Source organism: Sphingobium sp. SA2 (genome assembly GCF_032227065.1).
GTDB lineage: Bacteria > Pseudomonadota > Alphaproteobacteria > Sphingomonadales > Sphingomonadaceae > Sphingobium.
This window is the reverse complement of sequence record NZ_JAPMXX010000001.1, coordinates 288,297-310,373: the sequence shown is the minus strand read 5'-3', so window position 1 is coordinate 310,373 and position 22,077 is coordinate 288,297. Positions and strand designations below refer to the sequence as shown.

Below are 22,077 nucleotides of genomic sequence, written 5' to 3'. Positions count from 1 at the left end.
TATTCGACCACGGTAGCGGCGGGATAGTCCTGCTGCGGGCGGCGTAAAAGTCGTCCACCTTGAAGCCTTTCTGCCGAGTCAGGGAGGTGTGGGGATCTACAGCGTGGAACTTTATCTTCAGGTCCGTCTGGCTTGCGCGGATGGCATGAGCCAACGGGCGGCGGCGAAGCGTTTCAATGTGTCGCGCGATACGGTACGCAAGATGCTGTCGTTTTCATCGCCGCCGGGTTACCGGCGCCAGTCCGTACCGCAGCGCCCGAAGCTGGACGGGTTTGTGGCGATCATTGATGGATGGCTTGAGGGTGACCGCAGTGTCCCGCGCAAGCAACGCCATACGGCGAAGCGGGTATTCGACCGTTTGCGCACCGAGCATGGTTTCACCGGCGGCTATACGATCATCAAGGATTACATCCGGGAGCGCGAACAGCGCAGCCGGGAGATGTTCGTGCCGCTGGCGCACCCTGCGGGAGATGCGCAGGCCGATTTCGGGGAAGCGCTGGTGGAGATCGGCGGGGTGGAGCAGAAGGCCTACTTCTTCGCGCTCGATCTGCCGCACAGTGATGCCTGCTATGTGCGGGCCTATCCGGCGGCGGTGGCGGAGGCCTGGGTGGACGGACACGTGCATGCCTTCGCGTTTTTCGGCGCGGTACCGCGCTCGATCGTCTATGACAACGATCGCTGCCTTGTGGCGAAGATCCTGCCCGACGGCACGCGGCAGCGTGCAACATTGTTCAGCGCTTTCCTGTCACATTACGTGATCCGCGACCGCTATGCTCGCCCGGGCAAGGGGAACGAGAAGGGCAATGTGGAGGGGCTGGTAGGCTATTGCCGGCGCAACTTCATGGTGCCGATCCCGAAGTTCCCGACCTGGGAGGCGTTCAACCTGTGGCTGGAGGAGCAATGCCGCGAGCGCCAGCAGGACAAGGTGCGCGGGCAGAGCGAGACGATCGGTGAGCGGCTGCAGCGCGATCTCGCGGCCATGCAGCCTCTGCCCGCTACACCCTTCGAGGCCTGCGATCAGAAAGGCGGGCGGGTCTCCTCGCAATCCCTGGTGCGCTACAGGACCAACGATTATTCGGTTCCGGTGGCCTGGGGCCATCAGGAGGTCTGGATCAGGGCCTATGTCGATGAGGTGGTGATCGGCTGCCGCAGCGAAGTCATCGCCCGTCATCCTCGTTGCTATGCCCGCGAGGAGGTTGTCTTCGACCCGCTCCATTATCTCCCGCTGATCGAGCAGAAGATCAACGCATTCGACCAGGCTGCGCCTTTGCAGGGCTGGGACCTGCCCGAAGCGTTCACGACACTGCAGCGGTTGATGGAAGGGCGCATGCACAAACATGGCAAGCGCGAATATGTGCAGGTACTGCGCCTGCTGGAAACGTTCACCCTCGCCGATCTCCAGGCGGCGGTCGAACAGGCCATCGATCTTGGCGCCATCGGCTTCGATGCCGTCAAGCACCTCGTCCTGTGCCGGATCGAACGCGTACCGCCCAGGCTGGACCTGGACGTCTATCCCTTCCTGCCACGCACCACGGTCGAGAAGACCTTTGCCAGAGCCTATCTGAGCCTGCTCTCCGACCGGCAGGAGGCCGCATGAGCGATCAGGCCCCGGAGATCCTTCTCGCTCACCATCTCAAGGCGCTCAAGCTGCCTACGTGCCTGCGTGAGCATCACAAGCTCGCGCGGCAATGTGCCGCTGAAGGCGTCGATCATATCCGCTTCCTCGCCCGCCTCGTCGAGATGGAAATGATCGACAGGGAGCGTCGCATGGTCGAGCGGCGCATCAAGGCCGCGCGCTTCCCCGCCGTCAAAAGCCTCGACAGCTTCGACTTCGCCGCCATCCCCAGGCTCAACAAGATGCAGGTGCTCGAGATGGCGCGCTGCGAGTGGATCGAGCGGCGTGAGAACGCCATCGCTCTGGGGCCATCAGGCACCGGAAAGACGCACGTAGCGTTGGGGCTCGGACTGGCAGCATGCCAGAAAGGACTGTCGGTGGGCTTCACCACCGCGGCAGCGCTGGTCAGCGAAATGATGGAGGCCCGCGACGAGCGCCGTCTTCTGCGCTTCCAGAAGCAGATGGCCGGATACAAGCTGCTCATCATCGACGAACTGGGCTTTGTGCCGCTCTCCAAGACCGGCGCCGAACTGTTGTTCGAGCTGATCTCCCAGCGTTACGAACGCGGCTCCACCTTCATCACCAGCAACCTGCCCTTCGACGAATGGACCGAAACCTTCGGATCTGAGCGTCTCACAGGCGCGCTCCTCGATCGCCTGACCCATCACGTCAGCATCCTCGAGATGAACGGCGAAAGCTATCGCCTCGCGCACAGCCGGGCCCGCAAGGCCAAAACCAGACCCTGAAAATTACACCAATGCCGGGGGGAGTGGCCCTCGGGCTACGCCCTCACGCCACTCCCCCCGGCATGTAACACGATGGCCTGGTTTTACGCCGCCGAATGGCCGACTTTTGCTCCGCCGTTGACAACCGTGAACCTGAAAAACGTTTTTGGCCAAATCGAGGCCGATCGTGCTAATCTCCATGGCGGGTGGCTCCTTCTCGGGTCGCATGACAGCAAACCCATCTTGGCACTTAGATGCCGTGAGCGGGAGCCATCCACCTCATCCGCTTTGAACACTTGAGGCCACAGAGCAGACTTCCATCTGCTACCTGTAGGAAGTTGTGCAGCGCCCCGCCATGGCGTCGGGGCGCTGCCCGTTCAAAAGCGGACCGACAGCTTCGCATTGAGTTGGCGAGGACTGTTTGGGAACCCCACATCCGTCGGCGTACCTGCGAAGAAGGCCGAGAAATAGTCGGTGTTGTAGCGCTTGTTAAACAGGTTCTCGGCAGACAGCGTCAGCGTCCACGGCGAACGCTCGACGATCAGGCGCGCATTCACCAGATGCACGGGATCCTGCTTCGCCAGATTGTCGACGAACCAGTAGAGATCGCCGAAGGCCGAATAGTCAGCCCGAAGGATAGCACGGGCCTCCGAGCCGAGCGGCGCCTCATATTGTCCGCCGAGATTATATTTCCAGCCGTTGATGTGCGGCTGCTTGTTGCCCCGCCACAGTGCCGTGCCGTTGAAGTCCTGGATCTTGGACTCGATCAGCGAGCCCCCGGCGAACAGGCGAAGGTTTCGGCCGATCCGCGCGGTCAGATCGCCCTCGATCCCATAATGATAGGCGTCGTTGATCGTCAGGATGCCCTGCGCGGCCGACTGGGAATCCCAGCGGTAGAACTGGACGTTCGTAATTGCTCACGGGGTTGGCAGAAAAGTATTGCGCGGAGGTCGATTGGCTGATTCACCCTACGGATGTCACCGCCGCCGCTTCATGTGCTGACCGAAGCCGAGAAGAACGAGTTGCTGCTCGCGCAGCACGAGATGATCGAGCGACTGGTAGCGCGGATTTCTGAGTTGGAATCCCTGGTCGGCACGCCGCGCAAGACATCCAGGAATTCGCATATTCCGCCATCGAAGGACGACTTTGGCAAGCGCGGTGGCAAAGGCGGTAAGCCCAAGGCTGGCAAGCGCCCGCCGCGCGAAGGCAAGCACCGCCCATTGACCGAGACGCCGGACAAAACCGAACGCATCATGGCGGCAAGCTGCTGCCATTGCGGGACCGATATATCCTCGCAGGCCCAGCATTGCCGCCACCGCTACGATCATATCGACCTGCCGCCGATCCGTCCGATTGTGACCCGCATCGAATTGTTTGGTGCGCGCTGCGGGGGATGTGGCCGTCGCTACCGTGCCGCAGCACCGGCGGGCATGGAGCCGGGCACGCCGTTTGGCCCCGGCATCCGCTCGCTGCTGGCCTATCTGCATCACAGCCACCATGTCAGCTTCGAGCGACTTTCGCGCATTGCTGCGGAGCTGTTTGGCCTCACGATCTCCCAAGGGGCGATCGCCAACGCGTTCAGGCGTATGGAGGCCGGAATGACAGCAGCCACGAAGGCGATCACCGACAAGTTGCTCACGGCAAAGATTATCGCGTCCGATGAGACGTCCACGCGCACCAACGGCATTGCCCATTGGCAATGGGTCTTCCTCTCGAAAGACGCGGTTCTGCACAAGATCGCCCCGCGCCGGGCGCGCAGTGTTGCTGAGGAGGTGTTGGGCGGCCACCAACCTGATGTGTGGGTCTCCGATCGCTACGCTGGACAGCAGGAACTGGGCAAGGAGCATCAGGTCTGCCTCGCGCATGTCCTGCGCGATGTTCAGTATGCCATCGACTGCGGGGATACCGCCTTCGCCCCCAAAGTCCGCGACCACCTGCGCTGGGCGATCCGCATCGGCAAGCGACGAAGCAGCCTGAAGGACACAACGCTGGCCGCCTACGCTGCGAAGGCCGACAATCTGCTGACCCGCCTGGTACAGATGCCTGTCGCGCACCCTGCGGGACGTGTTCTGCTCAAACAAATCAAGGCTTGGCGAAGCAAGTTCTTCATCTTCCTCACCAACCGCAACGTCCCTGCGACCAACAATATATCAGAGCGCGAGATCCGCCCCTCAGTCGTGTTCCGCAAGGTCACCAACGGCTTCCGGTCCGACTGGGGCGCCCAGATCCACGCTGGATATCGATCCGTCACCGGAACCGCTCGTCTCAGCGGCAAATCGGCCCTCGTAGCCATCCGCGAACTCGTCGACGGCAGATTCATGGTCGCCTGATCAGCCCACCAATTGCCGACCCCGTGAGCAATTACGGACGTTCTTCTGGTCGGTGTAAAAGGCGGCGAGGTTCAGCTGAACACGCCGATCAAGCAGCGACAGCTTCGATCCCAGCTCATAGGTCTCGGCGACCTCCGAGCCATATTGACGCGGGAAGATCAGCGACTGAGCGTTGAACCCGCCGCTGCGAAACCCGCGTGCGGCCGAGACATAGACCATCTTGTCGGGCTCGAAGAAGTAGCTGAGCGACGCCTTGGGCTGCAGCGACTTGAAGACCTTGGCGATGCGCGAGCCGTTGGCCGGGTTGGTCTGCTTACGATCGTCCCAGTCCTGGCGCAGCCCCAATGACAGCTTGAACGCCTGCGAGATGTCGTAATCCAGGGTGCCGAACAAGGCATAAGCATTGTTGCGGCTACGCTCTGGCAGATAGCTGAGCTGGACCGCTTGGTACGGCCCCTCCCCCGCCAGATCGAGAAAGGCTGACGACGCGGCGTCGCGATGGGTCTTCAGATAATAGGCGCCGATCAGCCAGCGCAGCGGCTGATCCGACGGCGAGGTCAGGCGGACCTCCTCGCTCCAGCTCTTCACGCGCCTGGTCTGATCGAGGATGAGGCCGCCAAAACCGGGCGCCAACGGGAATGGCAGAAAGTCGAGATCCTGCCCCAGCGTCGCCGCCTTGGCATAAGCGAAGGCGCTGATCGAAGTGAGCGTCACCCCGCCGAAGTCATAGTCGACCTTGAGCGAGACATCGCGCAGGCGCCGCACCCCCTTACCGTCGCGGTTCGCGATTACGGGGTGGACGGCATTGAGGTCCTGCCCTGGAAAGATCGGGTAATAATAGGCCGAGCCTCCATCGAGGTTCTCGTAGCTGCCGCGTAGATCGAGGGTCAGCACATCGCTCGGCTTGAAGATCAGCCGTCCGCGCAGGCTCACCGCGTCATAATCATCGACCTTGCGGCCGAGGGTGAGGTTGCGGATGCGGCCTTCGTTGTTCTTGTACATCGCCGAGATGCGATAAAGCAGCACATCGTCGATGATCGGCCCGGAGGACGACCCGAACAGCCGGTAAAACAGGCCCTGGCCGATCTCGGCCGACAGCTCGTTCTCCACCGTGTTGGTCGGCAGCTTGGTGACGATGTTGATCGCGCCTCCGATCGCGTTGCGGCCATAGGTCGAACCCTGTGGCCCCTTGAGGACTTCGATCCGCTCGATATCGGTCAGTTCCTGCGTGCCCTGATCGGGCGAAGAGGACTGGACGCCGTCGACCACCAGCGCCACGGGAGGCTCACCGAAGCGCACCTGGGTGATGCCTCGGATCGTGATGATGTTGGTCCCGGGATCCTGCGCGGGCACCTGGCTGAAGCTCGGTACGATGGCGTTCAACCGGTCGAGCGAGGTGATGCCGGCGCGCTCGATCGTGACCGAGGTGACAGCACTGACGGACAGCGGGACGTCGTTGAGGGACTCCTTGCGCTTTCGGGCCGTGACGACGATATCATCGAGCCCGCCACTGTCGGCTACGGCGCTCTGCGGTTCTGCCTGTGCGAAGGCAGGTGTCGCGCAGAGCGCGGACAACATCGTCGACGCACGGAGAAATTTCCTGAAATCGAACATCATCTTGCCCCCTTTTTGGATGGCCGGTGGCCATTGTCTTTTGAACACGGGCCGTCATCGGCGGACCTTGTTGGTCTCGCCCGGCACCCGTGCTTGATTATGGCTCCCCCCGCGGAGCTCTGACGTCAGGCCGCCTTGGCGAGCGCGGGCTTCTCGGACCCGAACATCGCCGGATCGATGATCAGCTGGAAGCGCTGGAAGCGCCAACCTTCGGCGGTCTTGACGACGATGGCGTCGCCGGCGGCGGATGCGATCGCGACCGGACCGGTCGCGATGTTCATCTTGAGGATGTAGAAGCGGTAGCGCGCGCCGTCGGCCTGCGGGTCGATGACCTGATTGGTGATGAAATGGCGGACGCCATCCTCTTTGCCGGCCGCGATATGATGCTCCATGAAGGTGCGGACCGCGTCGGTCCCGGTAAACTCCCCATAGGGCGCGACGAAGGTGCCGTCGGCTGCGAAGCCCGCGGCGAAGCCCGCTGCGTCATTGCCATCGATGGCCAGATAGATGCGCGCGCAAAGCTCCTGGATTTCGATCTTGTCATCCGTGGGGAAGGTCATGGCACAACTCCGTCGAGGGGGCTGGCGGCGTGCTCGACGAGCCGCGTCAGCAGGGAATTAAAGGGGGGGCCGAGCTTCTGGACGCCGTGTCCGGCGCCGGTCAGCACATGGAGATCGGTCTCGAGCAGGTCGGCCAGTCGACGGCAGATCGCATCGAAGGCGCCGCTCCAGCCACCGGTGACGACCAGCTTGGGGAAGGCTGCATCGGCAACGATGCCGATGGGCACATCGACCTTCCAGGGACGCTCGGTGATCAGGTTGCGCACCGCGTTGGCAAGCGCCGGCGGGAGCGGATCGGGCAGCACCATTTCCATTTCCAGCGCGGCGACGAAACCCGTCACGAAGGCATGATCGCCGATGCCATCGGCCTCGCGCCAATGACGCTTCATGGCGTCCGAGACGCGCCGCACATCGGGATGATCGGCTGCCAGGGCGAAGGCCGGCGGCTCGATCAGCGTCAGCGAACGGACGAGATCGGGACGAAGCCCGGCGGCGTTCATCGATACGACCCCGCCCATCGACGTGCCGACGAGATGCGCGCCATCGCCCAGCACCTCCACCACGTCCAGCGCGTCCTGAGCGATGTCGACCCGCGCGATCGGCGATGTCTCGCCATAGCCGCGGCGAGTGACGACATCGACCGTGAAACGGTCCGCCAGCGCCCGCTGTTCGGAGAAGGCTCCCGTTCCCACGCTCAAGCTGCCATGCACGAGCACGATGCGTTCAGGCCCGTTGCCCCAGCGCTCTACTGCAAATCCCATCGAGTCGCTCCCAAAGTTGCTTTGTAACTTATCTACTTTGCCTAGCTTGTCTACTAATAAAAATAGCTTGTTTAAAAAGCTTTCTGCTTATAGCCAAGCTGCAGCAACGGGAGCAGCGATATGATCAATCTTGTCATTCAGCAGGACGCCGGCAACGAGCCGCTGGCCTTCACACCGCGCAAACTGGTGATCGCCGGATGGACGGGCCGCGACACGGCGGTGCTCGAAGCGCATATCGAGGAACTGGCGGCGCTCGGCGTCGCGCGGCCGAGCGCCGTGCCGATCTTCTACAGGGTCAGCGCCAGTCAGCTGACCACCGAGCCATCGGTCGAGATGGTCGGCCGCGACGGTTCGGGCGAAGTCGAGGCGGTTCTCTGGAAGCACGGCGGCGAACTCTATGTCGGGGTCGGCTCCGACCACACTGACCGCAAGCTCGAAACCGTGGGCATCACGCTCTCGAAGCAGGTCTGCAGCAAACCCGTCTCGGCCGTCATATGGCCCTGGCGGGAAGTCTCCGCCCATTGGGACGACCTTCGGCTCCGCTCGACCCTGCCGGGCACCGGCGAGGTCTACCAGGAAGGCCCGGTCTCGGGACTTCGTCGGCCGGACGACCTGCTTGCCGAATATGAAGCGCGCGAAGGCGTGGTACCGGATGGCACCGTCATGTTCTGCGGCACCCTCCCGGTTCAAGGCGGCATCCGCTTCGCCGATGGCATGGGCGTCGAGCTGATCGATCCCGTCCGCAGCCGTGCGCTCCGCCACCATTATTCGGTCACCGTCCTGCCGATCGCCGAAGCATGATCACCGCAGCGAGCCGATCGAGCATCGACACCGCGCTGCTGCGCGCCGACGCGGCCGATGCCGCGTCGGTGTTCACGCTGAGGCTCGATTCGGACGCCCGCGCCTTTGCCGAGGCGGCCGACGCGCGGCGCGCCGCCCGCTCGCGCGCGCGCTTCCTCGGCGTGCCGGTGACGGTGAAGGACAATTTCGACCTGATGGGCCATGCGACGACGGCAGGGTCGACGCTGCTGGCGGATGCGCCGAAAGCGCGCAGGGACGCCCCCGTCGTCGAGCGGCTGCGCCGCGCCGGCTTCGTCGTGCTCGGCCGCACCAACATGACCGAGTTCGCCTTCTCCGGCCTCGGCCTCAACCCGCATTTCGGGACTCCGCTCAATCCCGCCTTCCCGGACGAGCAGCGCATCCCCGGCGGCTCTTCGTCCGGCGCCGCCGTGTCGGTGGCGCTCGGCATCGCGCCGGTTGCGATCGGCACCGATACCGGCGGCTCGATCAGGATCCCGGCGGCGCTGTGCGGCGTGACCGGCTTCAAGCCCAGCGCCGACGCCATCACGCGGGAGGGTGTCCTGCCGCTGTCGACGACACTCGATTCGGTCGGCGTGATAGCGCGGTCGGTGGGCGACTGCGCGGCGGTGTTCGACGTGATCCGCGATCGTCCCGGCCTGCCGCGCACGACCCTCCCCCCGCGCCGAATCCGGCTCGGGCTGGTGCAGACCTATGTCCGGGACGGGATGGCGCCCGAGGTGGTGCGCGCGATGGACGCCGCGGTCTCGGCGATCGAGGCGGGCGGAGGCCTGGTCGAGCCCGTCGAACTCGCCGAACTGGCCGACATTCCGGCGATGATGCAGGAGGCGACCTTCCCCGCCGCCGAGGCCTTTGCCTGGCACGAGGCGTTCCTCTCCGCCGGGCGGGCGGGTGAATATGATCCGCGGGTCGTCGCGCGCATCCGCGCCGGCGGGGCGATGAGCGCCGGGGGCTATGTCCGGCTGCTGGCGCGGCGCCGCGCTTTCATCGACGCGATCGCCACCCAGATCGCGGGTCTCGATGCGCTGCTCTGGCCGACGGTGCCCTTCATCGCCCCCACGATCGCGTCGCTAGCCGACGATGCCGCCTATCACGCCGCCAATGCGCAGGCGCTGCGCAACTCGACCGTCGCCAACCTGCTCGACGGTTGTGCGATCTCGATCCCATGCCCCGGCGACGGACCGCCCGTCGGCCTGACCCTCGCCGCGCTCCATGGCCGTGACGACCATCTGCTGAGCGTCGCCACGAGCGTGCAATCCCTACTGAAAGGAGCCTGACATGGCCGTTACCAAGCAGCACCGCGAATTCCATCCGATCGACATGGCCGATGACGGCTGGCAGCTTCCCGAAGGCTATAAGCCCGGCGGTGGAGTCGACGAGAAGATCCTGTCCGGCAGCCTCGATCCCGAGCAACGCCGCGGCAGCCGCACCCGCCTGCTGCGCTTCCAGCCGGGCGTGTTCACCACCAAGCCGTTCGTCCATGATTATTGGGAGGAGGTGTTTCTCCTCGAGGGCGACCTGACCGTCGGCAATGACGAGAATGGCGATGGCGGCGAGGCCTTCCTCTCACCCACCTATGCCTGCCGCCCGCCGGGCGTGTTCCACGGTCCCTTCAAGTCGAACAATGGCTGCCTGCTGCTCGAGATTCATTATTTCGACCCGGCATAAACTAATTGACATAGCTTTGTCGCAAAGTCATTATCCGACTCAGAGGGAGACAGCGATGCCACTGACAGTCAGCAAAGCCGAATTATTGGTCGATGGCGAGGACCATCTGTTCCGCCAGGCCGTCCATGACGCGCTCGGTTTCAGTGCGCGGCTCCAGGAAATCCGCAATCGGCTCGGTGAGGTGATCGGCCTCTCCGGTCCCGCTTATTCGATCCTGATTGCGATCGAGCATCTCGGCCAGCAGGGTGAGGTCGGCGTCAGCAAGGTCGGCGAGCATCTGCATCTGTCGGGCGCGTTCGTGACGATCGAGGTCAACAAGCTGGTCAAGTCGGGCCTGGTGGACAAGGTGCCGCATCACGAGGACGGACGCCGCGTCGTCCTCACCGTCACCGGCAAGGCTCGCAGCTTGCTCGACGAGCTGGCCGCGACCCAATGCCCGGTCAACGATACGATCTTCGACGGGCTGAGCGCGAACCAGTTCCGCGCCTTTGCGCAGATCATCGCCTCGCTGGTCGGCGGTACCGAGGAAGCGCTGGCGCTGCTTCGGCTCCAGGCCGAACAGCGTCGCCGGCAGGCCTGATCGTCATGGGTCTGGCATTCGACCAGCGCGCCTTTCGCAACGCGCTGGGCCACTTCCCGACAGGTGTCGTGGTGGTGACAGCGGAGACCGAAGGGCGCGATCCGATCGCGATGACGGTGAGCTCGTTCAACGCGGTCTCGCTCGATCCGCCACTGGTGCTGTTCAGCGTCGGCCGCACCGCACCGAGCCTGCCGGCGCTGCTCGCCGCCAGGAACTTCGGCATCAGCGTGCTCCGGCACGACCAGAGCGACCTGTCGAGCCGCTTCGCCGGCGGACGCGGCGAGAAATGGGCAGGCCTCGCCCCCGTGCTGGGCGAGACCGGTTGTCCGCTGATCGGACCATGCCTTGCCACCTTCGAATGCGCGCCCTTCGCGGTGCATGAGGGCGGCGATCATCTCATCGTCGTCGGTCATGTGCTGCGCTTCGAAATTGCCGAGGAAGGCGAACCGCTCGTCTTCTTCCGCGGCGGATATCACGCCATCGCCGGCCGTGCCGCCTGACGTCTTCCAGGGAGAAAAAGAAGTGAAAACCGGATCCAGTCATCTGGCCGCGCTGCGCGATGGGCGCATGGTCTATATCGGCGGCGAAGAGGCAGGCGACGTCACCGCGCATCCAGCCTTCCGCAATTCGGTGGCCTCTGCCGCCAGCCTCTACGATTTCCAGGCGGCCAACGCCGAACTGATGACCATCGAGAGCCCGACCAGCGGTCGGCGGGTGAGCCGCGCCTGGGACCTGCCGACGAGTTACGAAGCGCTCGTCGAGCGGCGCCGGGCAATGGAAGCCTGGGCGGAGACCCATTATGGTTTCATGGGCCGTTCGCCCGATCACGTCGCCTCCTGCTTCGCGGGCATGATGATGGGCCTCGACGTCTTCGAGAGCTATGATCCGGTCCGCGCGGGGGCGCTTGCGGACTATTTCCGCTATGCCCGCGATAACGACCTCTTCCTCACCTATGTCATCATCAACCCGCAGGCCGACCGGTCGAAGGCGGCGCATGAGCAGGCCGACGAGTATCTGACTGCCGGCATCGTCGACCAGGATTCGACCGGGCTCACGCTGCGCGGCGCCAAGATGCTCGCGACCAGCGGCATCATGGCGAACGAGGTGTTCGTGAGCTGCATCCAGCCGCTCGGGCCGGGCGACGAGAAATATGCGGTTTCGCTCGCGCTGCCGATGAACGCGCCGGGCCTGAAGCTGCTCTCGCGCAAATCCTACGAGGCGGCCGCCCCTAGCATCTATGACAATCCGCTGGCGAGCCGCTTCGACGAGAATGACGCGGTCATCTATTTCGACGATGTGAAGGTCCCGTGGGACCGCGTCTTCGTCGCCGGCGATACGGCGATGATGATGAAGCAGTTCCATGCGACCCCCGCGCATGTTCTGCAGAACTATCAGTGCCAGGTGCGCCTGATGGTGAAGATGCGCTTCCTGATGGGCCTGGCCCGCCGCACCGCCGAGGTGAACGGCACGATCGCGCTGCCGCCGGTTCGCGACACGCTCGGCCAGCTGGCAGCGGAGGCGACGCTGGTCGAGGGAATGGTCTATGGAATGGAGGCCAAGGGCAAGGTCGTGAACGGCTTTTACGTCCCTGACGCCCAGATCCTCTATTCGGCGCAGGTCCTCACCCAGCAGCTCTACGCCAAGGTGATCAATTCGCTGCGCGATCTCGCGGGCGGCGGTCTGATCATGCTGCCGTCGAGCACGCGCGATTTCGCAAATCCCGAAATCGCGCGGATCATCGGCAAAACGCAGCAGTCACCGACCGCGAGTTCCGAGGAGCGGGTCAAGTTCTTCAAGCTAGCCTGGGACGCAATCGGGTCGGAATTCGCAAGCCGGCATAGCCAGTATGAAATGTTCTACGCGGGCGCGACCTTCGTCACTAAGGGACACAGCTTTCGCACCTATGACTGGGCACAGGCGACCGGCCTCGTCGACAATGTCATGGCAAGCTACTCGGTCGGGAGCGATATGGCGCTGAGCGAAGCCGCGGCCTGAGGTTGGGCGGGCCGTGTGCGGAAAGGCGCGAAGTGCATGATATCCCACCAACCGCGGAATGAAGTCGGGCGGCTTGGGTGGTTGGCGGGGCCTACGCTGTACGGTCGGGGCCAGCCGCTACCCCGCCAGCGCGAGAAACCACTGGTGACCTGGAGGATCCGATCGAGGCCTGCCAGCACATCGTAAGAGGCAGAAGCAATACGAGCTTAAAGCTAACCAGCTGGCACAAGCAGAACTGCGAGATCCTGCCGATAAAAAAGGGCAGCAATCGCAAGCTCGTGAACTGCCGTTTGCCAACCACCGAAATGCGTACTTCCCGCCGCTATGTCGCGATGGCAGCTTTCGGGCCGAGACGGCGGTATGCTGAATGACCGAATTAGGGCGCTTTCCTGACGATCTGCATCGGAGCGGTTCATAGGCAGCTTTTGTCAGGAGCGGACGTTCGCGGCAGCAGATCTGGACGACCGCCTTTGTGAAGGGTTTCGGGCGCTTGCGTACGAAAGCCTCCAGTGCAGGAACCCGCGGGCCCCAGGCGCTGCTCTATGGGTAAATAGGCTTTGGGATGGTTCTGGCGGGTAAACGTTGCCGGGCCGGAGGTGCGGCTATCGGGCGGAACGGCGTGATTTCGGGCGGCGGTAGGCCGCTAGCAGCGGTGGTTTTACGGATCAGCGTGTCCTGCGCCCGCTTTAATTCCGGGATGGGCATGCGCCCGGTCGTCGGCCAGGACGCTATGAGCGTGACCGTCATGTAGAGCGAGCCATGCCGGATCATGGCGCGTGTCTCCGGGCGTGTGAGGCTGGCGTTGGTGGTGCGCGCGGTTGGCACCAGCGGGCGAAGGTCTCGATAATGGTCATGTGTCCGCCGCAGCATCGGCATGGCGGGCGATGGTCGGGCGGCTCGTCGGGTTCGGGTTCATCGATCGGCGCAGCAACGCCCAGCAGCCTGCGCGCGAGCGCGATAGCCTCCTTGTGCGTCGAACTGGCGAGCAGGCCGTAATGCCGGATACGGTGGAAGCCGCGCGGCAGGACGTGGATCAGGAAGCGGCGGATGAACTCGTTGGTCGCCAACGTCATGACCTGCTGGCGTTCAGCACTATCGCGGCGATAATCCTTGTACCGGAATGTCACTCCGGCCTCGTCGAAGCCGATGAGGCGCCTGTTCGAGATGGCAACGCGGTGGGTGTAGCGCGAGAGATAGGCCAGCACTGCCTGCGGTCCGGCAAAGGGTGGCTTGGCATAGACCACCCAGCGCTTCTTCCGGATCGGGGATAGATGCCGCAGGAAGGCCTTGCGTGTCGCCAGGCTCGCCAAGGTGTTGAAGAAGGCCAGCTTCCCAGCGTCGAACAACGCCAGCAGGCGTGTGAGGAACAGCCGGCGGAACAACGCGCCCAGCACGCGCACTGGTAACAGGAAGGCAGGGCGCGACGATATCCAGCGCGTGCCGTCCAGCGCGATACCGCCGCCGGGCACGATCATGTGCACATGCGGGTGGTGAGTTAGCGCCGATCCCCATATGTGGACGACCCCCTCTTACAAGGTCTTTCTTGGGCATTAATTTGATCAGATCGCTTGCTTCCATATGTCCGGCCTTTTTGCGCGCTCGAGTGAACGCTGGCCAAGATGGTTTCCGCGACGTCGGTTCCAGCCAAGTGTGCGACCTCGAAGGCCATTGGGGCTACCGGATTTTCCTACGTCGGGATCGATCGATCACACCATCTGCTTTTTCCTTGCAAGTTCGGGCATCGGCTCAGCGCGGTTGCATCTCTTTGCTCCCCGCGTTGGCTGACCTCTATGCGGCGACGGCTATCTCGACCGGTGCAGTCTTGCCGGCGTAGCTTTGGCCGGTAACCATCAGCTTCCAGGCTATGCGAGCCATCTTGTTGGCGAGAGCAACGGCGACGAGTTTGGGAGCCTTGCGCTTGAGCAACTGTTCCACCCAAGGCGCGAAGGCATTTTTGCTGGTGCCCGCGGCGACGTGCCTGACGACCGCTGTGGCGCCCGCCACCAGGACGCTGCGCAACCCTTCATCGCCTGCGCGGGTGATGCCGCCATGCCTGACTTTGCCGGCGGTGGAGTGATCTTTCGGTGTCAGGCCGATCCAGGCAGCGAACTGGCGCCCTGAGGCAAACCTCTCTGGTGCCGGCGTCTTCATCACGAGCAATGCGGCGCCGATCGCTGCGATACCGGGGATCTTCGCTAGGCGATTGCAGTGAGGCTCAGTTTTCTGCCAGGCTGCCAGCTTGGCATCGACCTCCGCGATTTTTGCCTGAAGCTGCTTATATTCTTCCGCGTGGGCCGCGAACAATTCGCGGGCCAATGAAGGAAGGCTGTTGTCGGCTTGCAGCTGATCAAGCAATCGACCGAGATGATCGATACCCCGGGCGGCCGTCAGCCCGAACTCTGCAGCAAAGCCGCGGATAGCGTTCGAGAGCTGCGTCTGGTTGCGGATCAACCGGTCACGCACACCCATCAGCATCAACACGGCCTGCTGATCGGCCGTCTTTACTGGCACAAACCGCATAGTCGGTCGGCTCATTGCTTCGCACAGGGCCTCGGCGTCGGCTGCGTCATTCTTCCCACGCTTGACGTACGGCTTAACCAGCTGTGCGGCTATCAGCTTCACCTCGTGACCGAATGAGGTGAGCAGGCGCGCCCAGTGATGCGAGGCACCGCACGCCTCGATCGCCACGACGGTCGGCGGCAGTTTTTCGAAGAACGTCACCATGTCCTTCCGACGCAGCTTGCGACGAAGAACGACCTCCTCGGCCGCATTCACTCCATGAAGCTGAAAAACACTCTTCGACGTATCCATTCCGATTCTGATAAGCTGTTCCACGGGCGGCTCCCTTGTTTGAGCGTTGACAACTCATTCTGGCACATTCGATGCCGCTGGGGGTCGTCCACTCCAACAGGTGTGCAGTACGGCAGTGATGCCGACCCGCGCGCCGAGGTGTCTGGGATCGGCGGCGATGGTCAGCATCGTGTCCGCAGCCGCGCGGAACAGCAGGTCATAGACCACCGCCTTGTTCTGCCAGGCGATGTCAGCGATCTCGGCGGGCACGGTGAACACGACGTGGAAGTAGCCGACCGGCAACAGATCAGCCTCGCGCGCGGCCAGCCATGTGCGCGCGGCGGCGCCCTGACACTTGGGGCAGTGCCGGTTGCGACAAGTAATGGGCGTTCCACATTACTTGTCTTATGGGTAGATCCAGTAATGGTGAGCTGGCAGCGACCTGGTCGCTCCTTCGCCCATTTCGCCGCCAGCCCCGCTCACCATTACGTGGTGCTCTTCAGCAGCGCCATCAGCTTGTCGGTCGGTTGGAATGTCCCACGACGCAGATGTGGCGGCACGATCGCTTCCATTGCTTCGAGCTTTTCGGTTGGATCGCCGCGCGTATAGACTTCGGTGGTCGTCATCGTAGCATGGCCCAGCCACAGTGATACTTTCCGGATGTCTTGGGTCGCCTGCAGGATGATCATCGCGCAGGTGTGCCTGAGCACATGAGGCGAGACGCGCTTCTTCGCGAGCCCAGGCTGTTGACGGGTAGCGGCCGCGGCGTGCTGCTTGAGTAGATAGGCGAAGCCCCATCGGCTCAAAGGTTCACCGCGCGCACTGATGAACACTTCGGGTGCCGCAACCTTTCCGCGAATGGCGAGCCATGCGCGCAGTGCCGTGGCTGCCGGCTTCCACAGCGGCAGAGCTCGTTCCCGCCGTCCCTTGCCAACAACGCGTATGCTCATCGACGACATGTCGATATTGTCGATCGTCAGACCCGTCAGTTCCGAGACGCGCAACCCTGCACACACGGCCACATACAGCATCGCTCGGTCGCGGATACCGTCGCGCGTTGCCGGGTCTGGGGCGTCGAGAAGCGCCTGCAGTTCCTCGCGTCGTAGATAGGGAACGAGACGCGTGTCCGTCTTCTTGAACGGAATAGCAAGAACGCGACGGACCTGATCGAGGGCCGCCGGCTGCCGGTATTCGAGGAAGCGGAAGAAGGACTTGATGGCCGCCAAGCGAACGTTTCGCGTCACGGCGGCGTTGTGGCGCTCATCCTCGAGATGCTCGAGGAAGGCGCTGACCAAGCCGGGGTCGATCTGCTCCAGCATCAACCTGGATGGTCTGGTCTTGAACCTTGCAGCCGCGAACTCGAACAGCAGCTGGAAACTCTGAGCATAAGAATCGCAGGTGTGTCGGCTGGCGCCACGTTGATTGAAGCGCCCCGGGTTTCCAGGAGGCTCCAACTTGTGAGAAGGAGCATCCGTTATGAGCAAGACAACCAACAAATTTTCACCTGAAGTCCGCGAGCGGGCGGTTCGTATGGTGGTGGAGCAGCGGGCCGAGTACGGCTCGGAATGGGAAGTGATGAAGTCGATCGCGGCGAAGATCGGCTGCTCGCTGGAGACGCTGCGCCGGTGGTGCCGCGAGGAGGCGAGCCGACGAGCGGGGCCAGCGGCGCTGGCGGCGGATGACCGGGAACGCCTGAGATTGCTGGAGCGCGAAGTGAAGGAACTACGCCGGGCCAACGAGATTTTGCGCAAGGCATCTGCGTATTTTGCGATGGCGGAGCTCGACCGCCCCGGGAGATGATGATGGCGTTCATCGACGTCCATCGCGAGGATTTGGGTATCGAGCCGATCTGCCGGGAACTGGCAATCGCCCCATCCTCCTACCATGAACACGCCGCGCGTAGTGCCGATCCCGGCAGGCGTCCAGCACGTGCGCAGCGTGATGACGAGATCAGGGAGCAGATCAAGCGGGTCCATGAGGCCAGCTTCGGTCTCTATGGCGCACGCAAGGTCTGGCACCAGATGCGGCGTGAAGGCATCATGGTGGCGAAATGCACGGTGGAACGATTAATGCGCGCCATGGGGCTGGCAGGCGTCCGTCGTGGGAAGAAGACGATCACCACCATCAGCAACCCGAAGGCGCCGTGTCCGCTGGACAAGGTCAATCGGGCATTTCGCGTCAGCCGGCCAAACGCCCTGTGGGTCGTCGATTTCACCTACGTGCATACTTGGGCAGGCTTCGTCTATGTCGCCTTCGTGATTGATGCTTTTGCCCGGCGGATTGTCGGATGGAAGGTCAGCACGTCAGCCACTGCCAGCTTCGTTCTGGATGCCCTGGAGCAGGCGATTCATGCCCGCAGGCCAGATCCCGATGATGGACTGATCCACCATAGCGATAGGGGAGTTCAATATCTTGCGATGAACTATACCCAGCGCTTGGCCGAGGCCAAACTCGTCCCCTCGGTCGGTAGCGTAGGTGATTCCTACGACAACGCCTTAGCCGAGACGATCAACGGCCTTTACAAGGCCGAGGTCATCTGGCGGCAGCGATCATGGCCAAGCGTTTCGGCCGTGGAAATGGCAACGCTGCGCTGGGTCGATTGGTACAATAATCACCGGCTCTTCGGCCCTATCGGGCACATCCCGCCCGCTGAGGCCGAAGACAATTACTATGCAGCCCTCGAGAACCTCGATATGGCTGCATAGCCAAATGAAAACTGCCTCCTGAAAACCCGGGGCGCTTCAGTAGATGTTGACGTGCCCCATGTACGTTGCGAGCGCGACCATATGCGCACCGCACCCATTTCGGCCCGTCGGACTGTCTTGTAGTGCCCGCACCGCGAATGTGTGCCGCAGATCGTGCAGCCGCGGGCGGCGCGCCGACGATGGTCGGATGCCAGCTTTGCCGACCAGCCTGTCAAAGGTCTCTTTGACTGCGATGTATCGAAGTGGCTGGCCATGTGCATCGGCGAACACAGGATCATCTCCCGAGCCGGGTCCCCGGCGCTGCAGGTAGCGTTGCAAGCCTGCCGCCGCCGTATCGTGCAGGGGCACAAGACGGGTCTTCCGGAACTTGGTCTCGCGGATCAGCAAACCGTCGCTCGATATGTCGGCGAACGTGAGCTTGAGGGCTTCGGAGATGCGCAGCCCCGTGGCCGCGAGTAGGGCTATCAAGGTCGCATAAGTCAGCGGGCGCAGGCATCCTTGAGGTCGAAGCTGGCCAGCGGTTTCGATCAGGCGAGCGATCTCCGTGCGCGAGTAAATGTGCGGCGGCCGGCGCGTTTTGCGGGCGCCGAAGTGATTGCCCGGGGGCAACTCGTGCCGCAAGTCTTCGATGCGGATATGGCGTGCGAAGCGGCAGACAGCTTTCAGCCGAGCGTCGCGCTGTGCAATTGACGGTCCCAGTGCAGCCCAATCGATGGCTGTTTGCGTTTGAACATACGCGTGTCCGCGCTCAGCCGCGAAGCCGGCGAAGCTTTTGAGCAGATACTCGGCATTCGACATCGCAAAGCCTGTGGCACGGCGCAGCGCGAGATAGGTCTCGATGGTCTTCAACATCAGAGCACCTCCGGCCATGGCTGCGCCACCTGCTTCAGAAGCGCGACATCGGCTTTGGCGTAGTGGGCCGTCGTGTCGATGCCACTATGTCGGAGGACCAGGCCGATCTTGTCGAGCGGTACCCCGTGGCGCAGCATCTCTGTTGCCGCGGTGTGCCGCAGGACGTGCGCCCCCTTGAACGGTGTCACGAGCCCAGCCCGCTTCATGATGCGCCTGACCACCGATGAGACGGCGTCACCGTTCAGGAACGGGCGAGTGGGCGCGATCGTGCTCAGGAACACCCGATCACTTCGGCAAAAAGACGGTCGGCATTCGAGGTAGGCCGCGACCGCATCCCCGACGTCCTGGGGCAGCGGCAAGCGAACTTCATGGCGCGACTTGCCCGTAACCCGCAGCGAACCGGCCTGCCACTCGATATCGATGAGGCGGAGCTGTGCCACGTCGCCAGCCCGAAGTCCGAGGCGAGCCAACAGCAGTACAATGGCGCGATCCCGCCTGCGCGCGCCGGCGTCTCCATCGCAGGCGGCAATCAAGCGGCTGACCTGTTCGCCCGATAGATATCGCGGCATCTCGGCAAGCTGCCAATGCGCGTAGGCCGGAACGGCATTGTCGAGGCCGGTCAGGCAGTGCCCTTGCATCGCGACGTAGCGTAAGAACGCCCGCAGGCTCGTGGTCATCTTCTCGATAGTGCCGCGCCCGCATGTGCTCACGCGCGTCATGAAATAGCAGCGAATATCGGCGGGACACCAATGTGTCGGGTCCGCTCCAAGTGCTGCCATAAAACCGATCGCATTGCGCGCGTATAGCCCGATGGTCGCATCAGATGCCCCGCGATGCTTGCTAAGCCATGCTTTAAAGCCCGCGACCAACTGCGGTTCAGCAGGGCGCATCGCGGCGACTGCGGGCTTGCACACGCCTATTTTCTCGAGGTGCCGACGAAAGAGCCTCGCACCGTAGATGGTGTGATGGTTACGGCGCCCTCCCTTGGCGCGCGGACATCGGCAAGTCCTCAAATGCTGTTCGAACGCTGCTAAATCGATGTCGCTCACGCTGGCATCGCGCCCTGCCATCGCGTGGCCGACGTGAGATGCTGCCCGCAGATAGCGTACCGCCGTATCGGGTCCATAGCCCTGCCGTTCGAGCGCCCCGGCAAAGCCATCTAGAAATGGTCCGCACGGCCCGCTGCGCAGATGCTCCAGCGTCTTCGACGCAGAAAAGTAGATCTCCAACATGTTTGTCCTCGCTCGTATCGGCCATCCGAGGCCGAGCAGACGGGGCACCACCGGCGCCATGTTATGAAGAGTGAAAATCGACGATTCACGGGAAAATATTGGCGGTGCAGTCGCCAGCTCCCCATTACTGGATCTGCCCATAAGGCAGGAGTTGTAGGCGATCCGCCAGTGCCCGCAGTCGTCGCAGGCCTCGACGTGACCGCCCAGCGCGGCGGTGCGGCAGTTCTCGATCGCCGTCATGACCTTGAGCTGGCCGAGACTGAGATGCCCGGCATGGGCTGCGCGATACGCTGGCCCGGCGCTACGGAAGATGTCGGCGACCTCAAGTGAGGTGCGCACCGGTTCAACCGGGAGGGCCCCTGCCTTCCATCACGGCAACGATCTGGTCGAGCGGACTGGCCACCGCCCGCATGGTCTTACTCGAAACCTGAGTATAGATGCCGGTCGTGTTGATGTTCACGTGTCCCAGCAAGACCTGGATGACGCGGATATCGACACCCTGCTCGAGTAGGTGAGTGGCGAACGAATGCCGCAATGTGTGCGGGCTTACCCGCTTGTGGATCTCGGCGCGCTCGGCCGCTTCCTGCACGACGCGATGCAACTGGCGCGCTGAGACCGGATCCGTGCCGTTGCGGCCGGGGAACAGCCAGCCATGTGGCAACATTACTCCCCGCCGCTTGCCTTCGCGCCACCATTGACGAAGCAAATCCAGCAGGTGCGGTGAAAGCATGGCGTTGCGATCCTTGCGTCCCTTGCCCTGCTCGACGCGGATCACCATCCGGGTGCTGTCGATGTCATCGACCTTGAGGTGGGCAACTTCCGAGACGCGCAGGCCCGCGCCATAGGCGACGCTGAGCGCTGCTTTGTATTTGATACCTGGCGCAGCCTCGAGCAGTCGCGCTGTCTCCTCGACGCTCAAAACCACCCGCAACTTGGGCGCGTAGTGCATGACGACAAGCCCCAGCGCCATCTCCGGTGGCTCTGTTGCAAAAATCGTGAAGCTTGAGCATGCTTGGCGGAGATTGGACGGACGGAACGATGACGGATTTCAAGTGGCGCCATTTCCAGGGTGATGTGATCCTGTGGGCGGTGCGCTGGTATTGTCGCTATCCGATCAGCTATCGCGACCTTGAGGAAATGCTGGCGGAACGCGGCATTTCGGTCGACCATACGACGATCTATCGCTGGGTCCAGTGCTACGCCCCGGAGATGGAGAAGCGGCTGCGCTGGTTCTGGCGGCGTGGCTTTGATCCGAGCTGGCGCCTGGATGAAACCTACGTCAAGGTGCGGGGCAAGTGGACCTACCTGTACCGGGCAGTCGACAAGCGGGGCGACACGATCGATTTCTACCTGTCGCCGACCCGCAGCGCCAAGGCAGCGAAGCGGTTCCTGGGCAAGGCCCTGCGAGGCCTGAAGCACTGGGAAAAGCCTGCCACGCTCAATACCGACAAAGCGCCGAGCTATGGTGCAGCGATCACCGAATTGAAGCGCGAAGGAAAGCTGGACCGGGAGACGGCCCACCGGCAGGTGAAGTATCTCAATAACGTGATCGAGGCCGATCACGGAAAGCTCAAGATACTGATCAAGCCGGTGCGCGGTTTCAAATCGATCCCCACGGCCTATGCCACGATCAAGGGATTCGAAGTCATGCGAGCCCTGCGCAAAGGACAGGCTCGCCCCTGGTGCCTGCAGCCCGGCATCAGGGGCGAGGTGCGCCTTGTGGAGAGAGCTTTTGGCATTGGGCCCTCGGCGCTGACGGAGGCCATGGGCATGCTCAACCACCATTTCGCAGCAGCCGCCTGATCGGCGCAGAGCGACAGCCTACCTCTGA

The 22,077-nt window shown here is 63.1% G+C and carries 19 protein-coding genes, 4 pseudogenes and 1 other annotated feature; of the genes and pseudogenes, 11 read left to right on the top strand and 12 right to left on the bottom strand.

Annotated features, from left to right (window positions below):
• The first annotated feature begins 103 nt into the window (after positions 1-103).
• Positions 104-1,597, top strand: a complete 1,494-nt coding sequence (istA, locus tag OVY48_RS01610) for an IS21 family transposase (protein WP_025160924.1) — start codon at positions 104-106, stop codon at positions 1,595-1,597.
• Positions 1,594-2,361 (top strand): IS21-like element ISSsp5 family helper ATPase IstB, encoded by a 768-nt coding sequence (gene istB / locus OVY48_RS01605; RefSeq protein ID WP_007686288.1) that lies wholly within the window; start codon positions 1,594-1,596, stop codon positions 2,359-2,361. The genes istA and istB overlap by 4 nt, the downstream gene beginning before the upstream one ends.
• Before the next feature lie 356 nt (positions 2,362-2,717).
• Here istB and OVY48_RS23810 read toward each other — a convergent pair whose 3' ends face one another.
• Positions 2,718-2,906 (bottom strand): hypothetical protein, encoded by a 189-nt coding sequence (locus tag OVY48_RS23810; protein WP_409592777.1) that lies wholly within the window; start codon positions 2,904-2,906, stop codon positions 2,718-2,720.
• 408 nt (positions 2,907-3,314) lie between these two features.
• Between OVY48_RS23810 and tnpC the strand changes: the two genes are divergently transcribed.
• Complete coding sequence (tnpC, locus tag OVY48_RS01595; RefSeq protein ID WP_037477692.1) at positions 3,315-4,670, top strand: IS66 family transposase; 1,356 nt, start codon at positions 3,315-3,317, stop codon at positions 4,668-4,670.
• Here tnpC and OVY48_RS01590 read toward each other — a convergent pair whose 3' ends face one another.
• From OVY48_RS01590 to OVY48_RS01580, 3 genes are all read right to left on the bottom strand, one after another.
• Positions 4,671-6,287, bottom strand: a complete 1,617-nt coding sequence (locus OVY48_RS01590) for a TonB-dependent receptor (RefSeq protein ID WP_313921723.1) — start codon at positions 6,285-6,287, stop codon at positions 4,671-4,673.
• Positions 6,288-6,409: 122 nt separating this feature from the next.
• Positions 6,410-6,844, bottom strand: a complete 435-nt coding sequence (locus OVY48_RS01585) for a nuclear transport factor 2 family protein (protein WP_096060975.1) — start codon at positions 6,842-6,844, stop codon at positions 6,410-6,412.
• Positions 6,841-7,605: an alpha/beta hydrolase gene (locus OVY48_RS01580; protein ID WP_313921722.1), complete on the bottom strand. Its 765-nt coding sequence runs from the start codon at positions 7,603-7,605 to the stop codon at positions 6,841-6,843. The genes OVY48_RS01585 and OVY48_RS01580 overlap by 4 nt, the downstream gene beginning before the upstream one ends.
• 120 nt (positions 7,606-7,725) lie before the next feature.
• Between OVY48_RS01580 and OVY48_RS01575 the strand changes: the two genes are divergently transcribed.
• From OVY48_RS01575 to OVY48_RS01550, 6 genes are read left to right on the top strand one after another with little or no spacing between them, the layout of a single operon-like run.
• Entirely contained in the window at positions 7,726-8,406 is a 681-nt protein-coding gene (locus OVY48_RS01575; protein WP_096060973.1) for a DUF2848 domain-containing protein, read from the top strand.
• On the top strand, positions 8,403-9,701 hold the full coding sequence (locus OVY48_RS01570; protein WP_096060972.1) for an amidase: 1,299 nt from the start codon (positions 8,403-8,405) through the stop codon (positions 9,699-9,701). Before OVY48_RS01575 ends, OVY48_RS01570 begins: the two co-directional genes overlap by 4 nt.
• A gap of 1 nt (position 9,702) precedes the next feature.
• Positions 9,703-10,092 (top strand): cupin, encoded by a 390-nt coding sequence (locus OVY48_RS01565; protein ID WP_096060971.1) that lies wholly within the window; start codon positions 9,703-9,705, stop codon positions 10,090-10,092.
• A 55-nt stretch (positions 10,093-10,147) separates the two neighbouring features.
• Positions 10,148-10,672 carry a MarR family winged helix-turn-helix transcriptional regulator gene (locus OVY48_RS01560; protein ID WP_096060970.1) on the top strand — a complete coding sequence of 175 codons (525 nt, stop codon included), beginning with the start codon at positions 10,148-10,150 and terminating at the stop codon, positions 10,670-10,672.
• Between the two features lie 5 nt (positions 10,673-10,677).
• Positions 10,678-11,172: a flavin reductase family protein gene (locus OVY48_RS01555; RefSeq protein ID WP_096060969.1), complete on the top strand. Its 495-nt coding sequence runs from the start codon at positions 10,678-10,680 to the stop codon at positions 11,170-11,172.
• Positions 11,173-11,194: 22 nt separating this feature from the next.
• Positions 11,195-12,667 (top strand): 4-hydroxyphenylacetate 3-hydroxylase family protein, encoded by a 1,473-nt coding sequence (locus OVY48_RS01550; protein WP_217988770.1) that lies wholly within the window; start codon positions 11,195-11,197, stop codon positions 12,665-12,667.
• A gap of 767 nt (positions 12,668-13,434) precedes the next feature.
• Here the strand turns inward: OVY48_RS01550 and OVY48_RS01545 are convergent.
• The 4 genes and pseudogenes from OVY48_RS01545 to OVY48_RS01530 form a co-directional block, all read right to left on the bottom strand.
• A pseudogene (locus OVY48_RS01545) lies at positions 13,435-14,190 on the bottom strand (transposase); the annotation flags it as partial.
• Between the two features lie 265 nt (positions 14,191-14,455).
• Entirely contained in the window at positions 14,456-15,502 is a 1,047-nt protein-coding gene (locus OVY48_RS01540; RefSeq protein ID WP_066521554.1) for an IS110 family transposase, read from the bottom strand.
• 75 nt (positions 15,503-15,577) lie between these two features.
• Positions 15,578-15,838, bottom strand: a pseudogene (locus OVY48_RS01535) (transposase zinc-binding domain-containing protein); the annotation flags it as partial.
• A gap of 104 nt (positions 15,839-15,942) precedes the next feature.
• Positions 15,943-16,911 carry a tyrosine-type recombinase/integrase gene (locus OVY48_RS01530; protein WP_313922042.1) on the bottom strand — a complete coding sequence of 323 codons (969 nt, stop codon included), beginning with the start codon at positions 16,909-16,911 and terminating at the stop codon, positions 15,943-15,945.
• A 22-nt stretch (positions 16,912-16,933) separates the two neighbouring features.
• Here OVY48_RS01530 and OVY48_RS01525 point away from each other — a divergent pair.
• A protein-coding gene (locus tag OVY48_RS01525; protein ID WP_096064161.1) for an IS3 family transposase occupies positions 16,934-18,162 on the top strand; the annotation gives its coding sequence in 2 pieces (ribosomal slippage) (positions 16,934-17,222 and positions 17,222-18,162; 1,230 coding nt in all).
• Positions 17,215-17,329, top strand: a sequence feature (AL1L pseudoknot). It overlaps the preceding gene by 115 nt.
• 36 nt (positions 18,163-18,198) lie before the next feature.
• On the opposite strand, the gene OVY48_RS01520 is transcribed toward OVY48_RS01525, so the two are convergent.
• The 4 genes and pseudogenes from OVY48_RS01520 to OVY48_RS01505 all read right to left on the bottom strand — a co-directional run.
• Positions 18,199-19,014 (bottom strand): tyrosine-type recombinase/integrase, encoded by an 816-nt coding sequence (locus tag OVY48_RS01520; protein ID WP_313921721.1) that lies wholly within the window; start codon positions 19,012-19,014, stop codon positions 18,199-18,201.
• Positions 19,014-20,246, bottom strand: a complete 1,233-nt coding sequence (locus OVY48_RS01515) for a tyrosine-type recombinase/integrase (protein ID WP_313922041.1) — start codon at positions 20,244-20,246, stop codon at positions 19,014-19,016. The genes OVY48_RS01520 and OVY48_RS01515 overlap by 1 nt, the downstream gene beginning before the upstream one ends.
• 144 nt (positions 20,247-20,390) lie before the next feature.
• Positions 20,391-20,585 (bottom strand): annotated as a pseudogene (locus OVY48_RS01510) (transposase zinc-binding domain-containing protein); the annotation flags it as partial.
• Positions 20,586-20,589: 4 nt separating this feature from the next.
• Positions 20,590-21,225: pseudogene (locus tag OVY48_RS01505) on the bottom strand (tyrosine-type recombinase/integrase); the annotation flags it as partial.
• Between the two features lie 59 nt (positions 21,226-21,284).
• Between OVY48_RS01505 and OVY48_RS01500 the strand changes: the two are divergent.
• Positions 21,285-22,049: an IS6-like element IS6100 family transposase gene (locus OVY48_RS01500; RefSeq protein ID WP_001389365.1), complete on the top strand. Its 765-nt coding sequence runs from the start codon at positions 21,285-21,287 to the stop codon at positions 22,047-22,049.
• Positions 22,050-22,077: the final 28 nt, after the last annotated feature.

Coding starts and splice junctions, on each gene's coding strand:
- OVY48_RS01585 (WP_096060975.1), bottom strand. CDS start 6,844: ATGACCTTCCCCACGGATGACAAGATCGAAATCCAGGAGCTTTGCGCG.
- OVY48_RS01590 (WP_313921723.1), bottom strand. CDS start 6,287: ATGATGTTCGATTTCAGGAAATTTCTCCGTGCGTCGACGATGTTGTCC.
- OVY48_RS01575 (WP_096060973.1), top strand. CDS start 7,726: ATGATCAATCTTGTCATTCAGCAGGACGCCGGCAACGAGCCGCTGGCC.
- OVY48_RS01560 (WP_096060970.1), top strand. CDS start 10,148: ATGCCACTGACAGTCAGCAAAGCCGAATTATTGGTCGATGGCGAGGAC.
- istB (WP_007686288.1), top strand. CDS start 1,594: ATGAGCGATCAGGCCCCGGAGATCCTTCTCGCTCACCATCTCAAGGCG.
- OVY48_RS01520 (WP_313921721.1), bottom strand. CDS start 19,014: ATGTTGAAGACCATCGAGACCTATCTCGCGCTGCGCCGTGCCACAGGC.
- OVY48_RS01515 (WP_313922041.1), bottom strand. CDS start 20,246: ATGTTGGAGATCTACTTTTCTGCGTCGAAGACGCTGGAGCATCTGCGC.
- OVY48_RS01570 (WP_096060972.1), top strand. CDS start 8,403: ATGATCACCGCAGCGAGCCGATCGAGCATCGACACCGCGCTGCTGCGC.
- tnpC (WP_037477692.1), top strand. CDS start 3,315: ATGTCACCGCCGCCGCTTCATGTGCTGACCGAAGCCGAGAAGAACGAG.
- OVY48_RS01565 (WP_096060971.1), top strand. CDS start 9,703: ATGGCCGTTACCAAGCAGCACCGCGAATTCCATCCGATCGACATGGCC.
- OVY48_RS01580 (WP_313921722.1), bottom strand. CDS start 7,605: ATGGGATTTGCAGTAGAGCGCTGGGGCAACGGGCCTGAACGCATCGTG.
- OVY48_RS01555 (WP_096060969.1), top strand. CDS start 10,678: ATGGGTCTGGCATTCGACCAGCGCGCCTTTCGCAACGCGCTGGGCCAC.
- OVY48_RS01500 (WP_001389365.1), top strand. CDS start 21,285: ATGACGGATTTCAAGTGGCGCCATTTCCAGGGTGATGTGATCCTGTGG.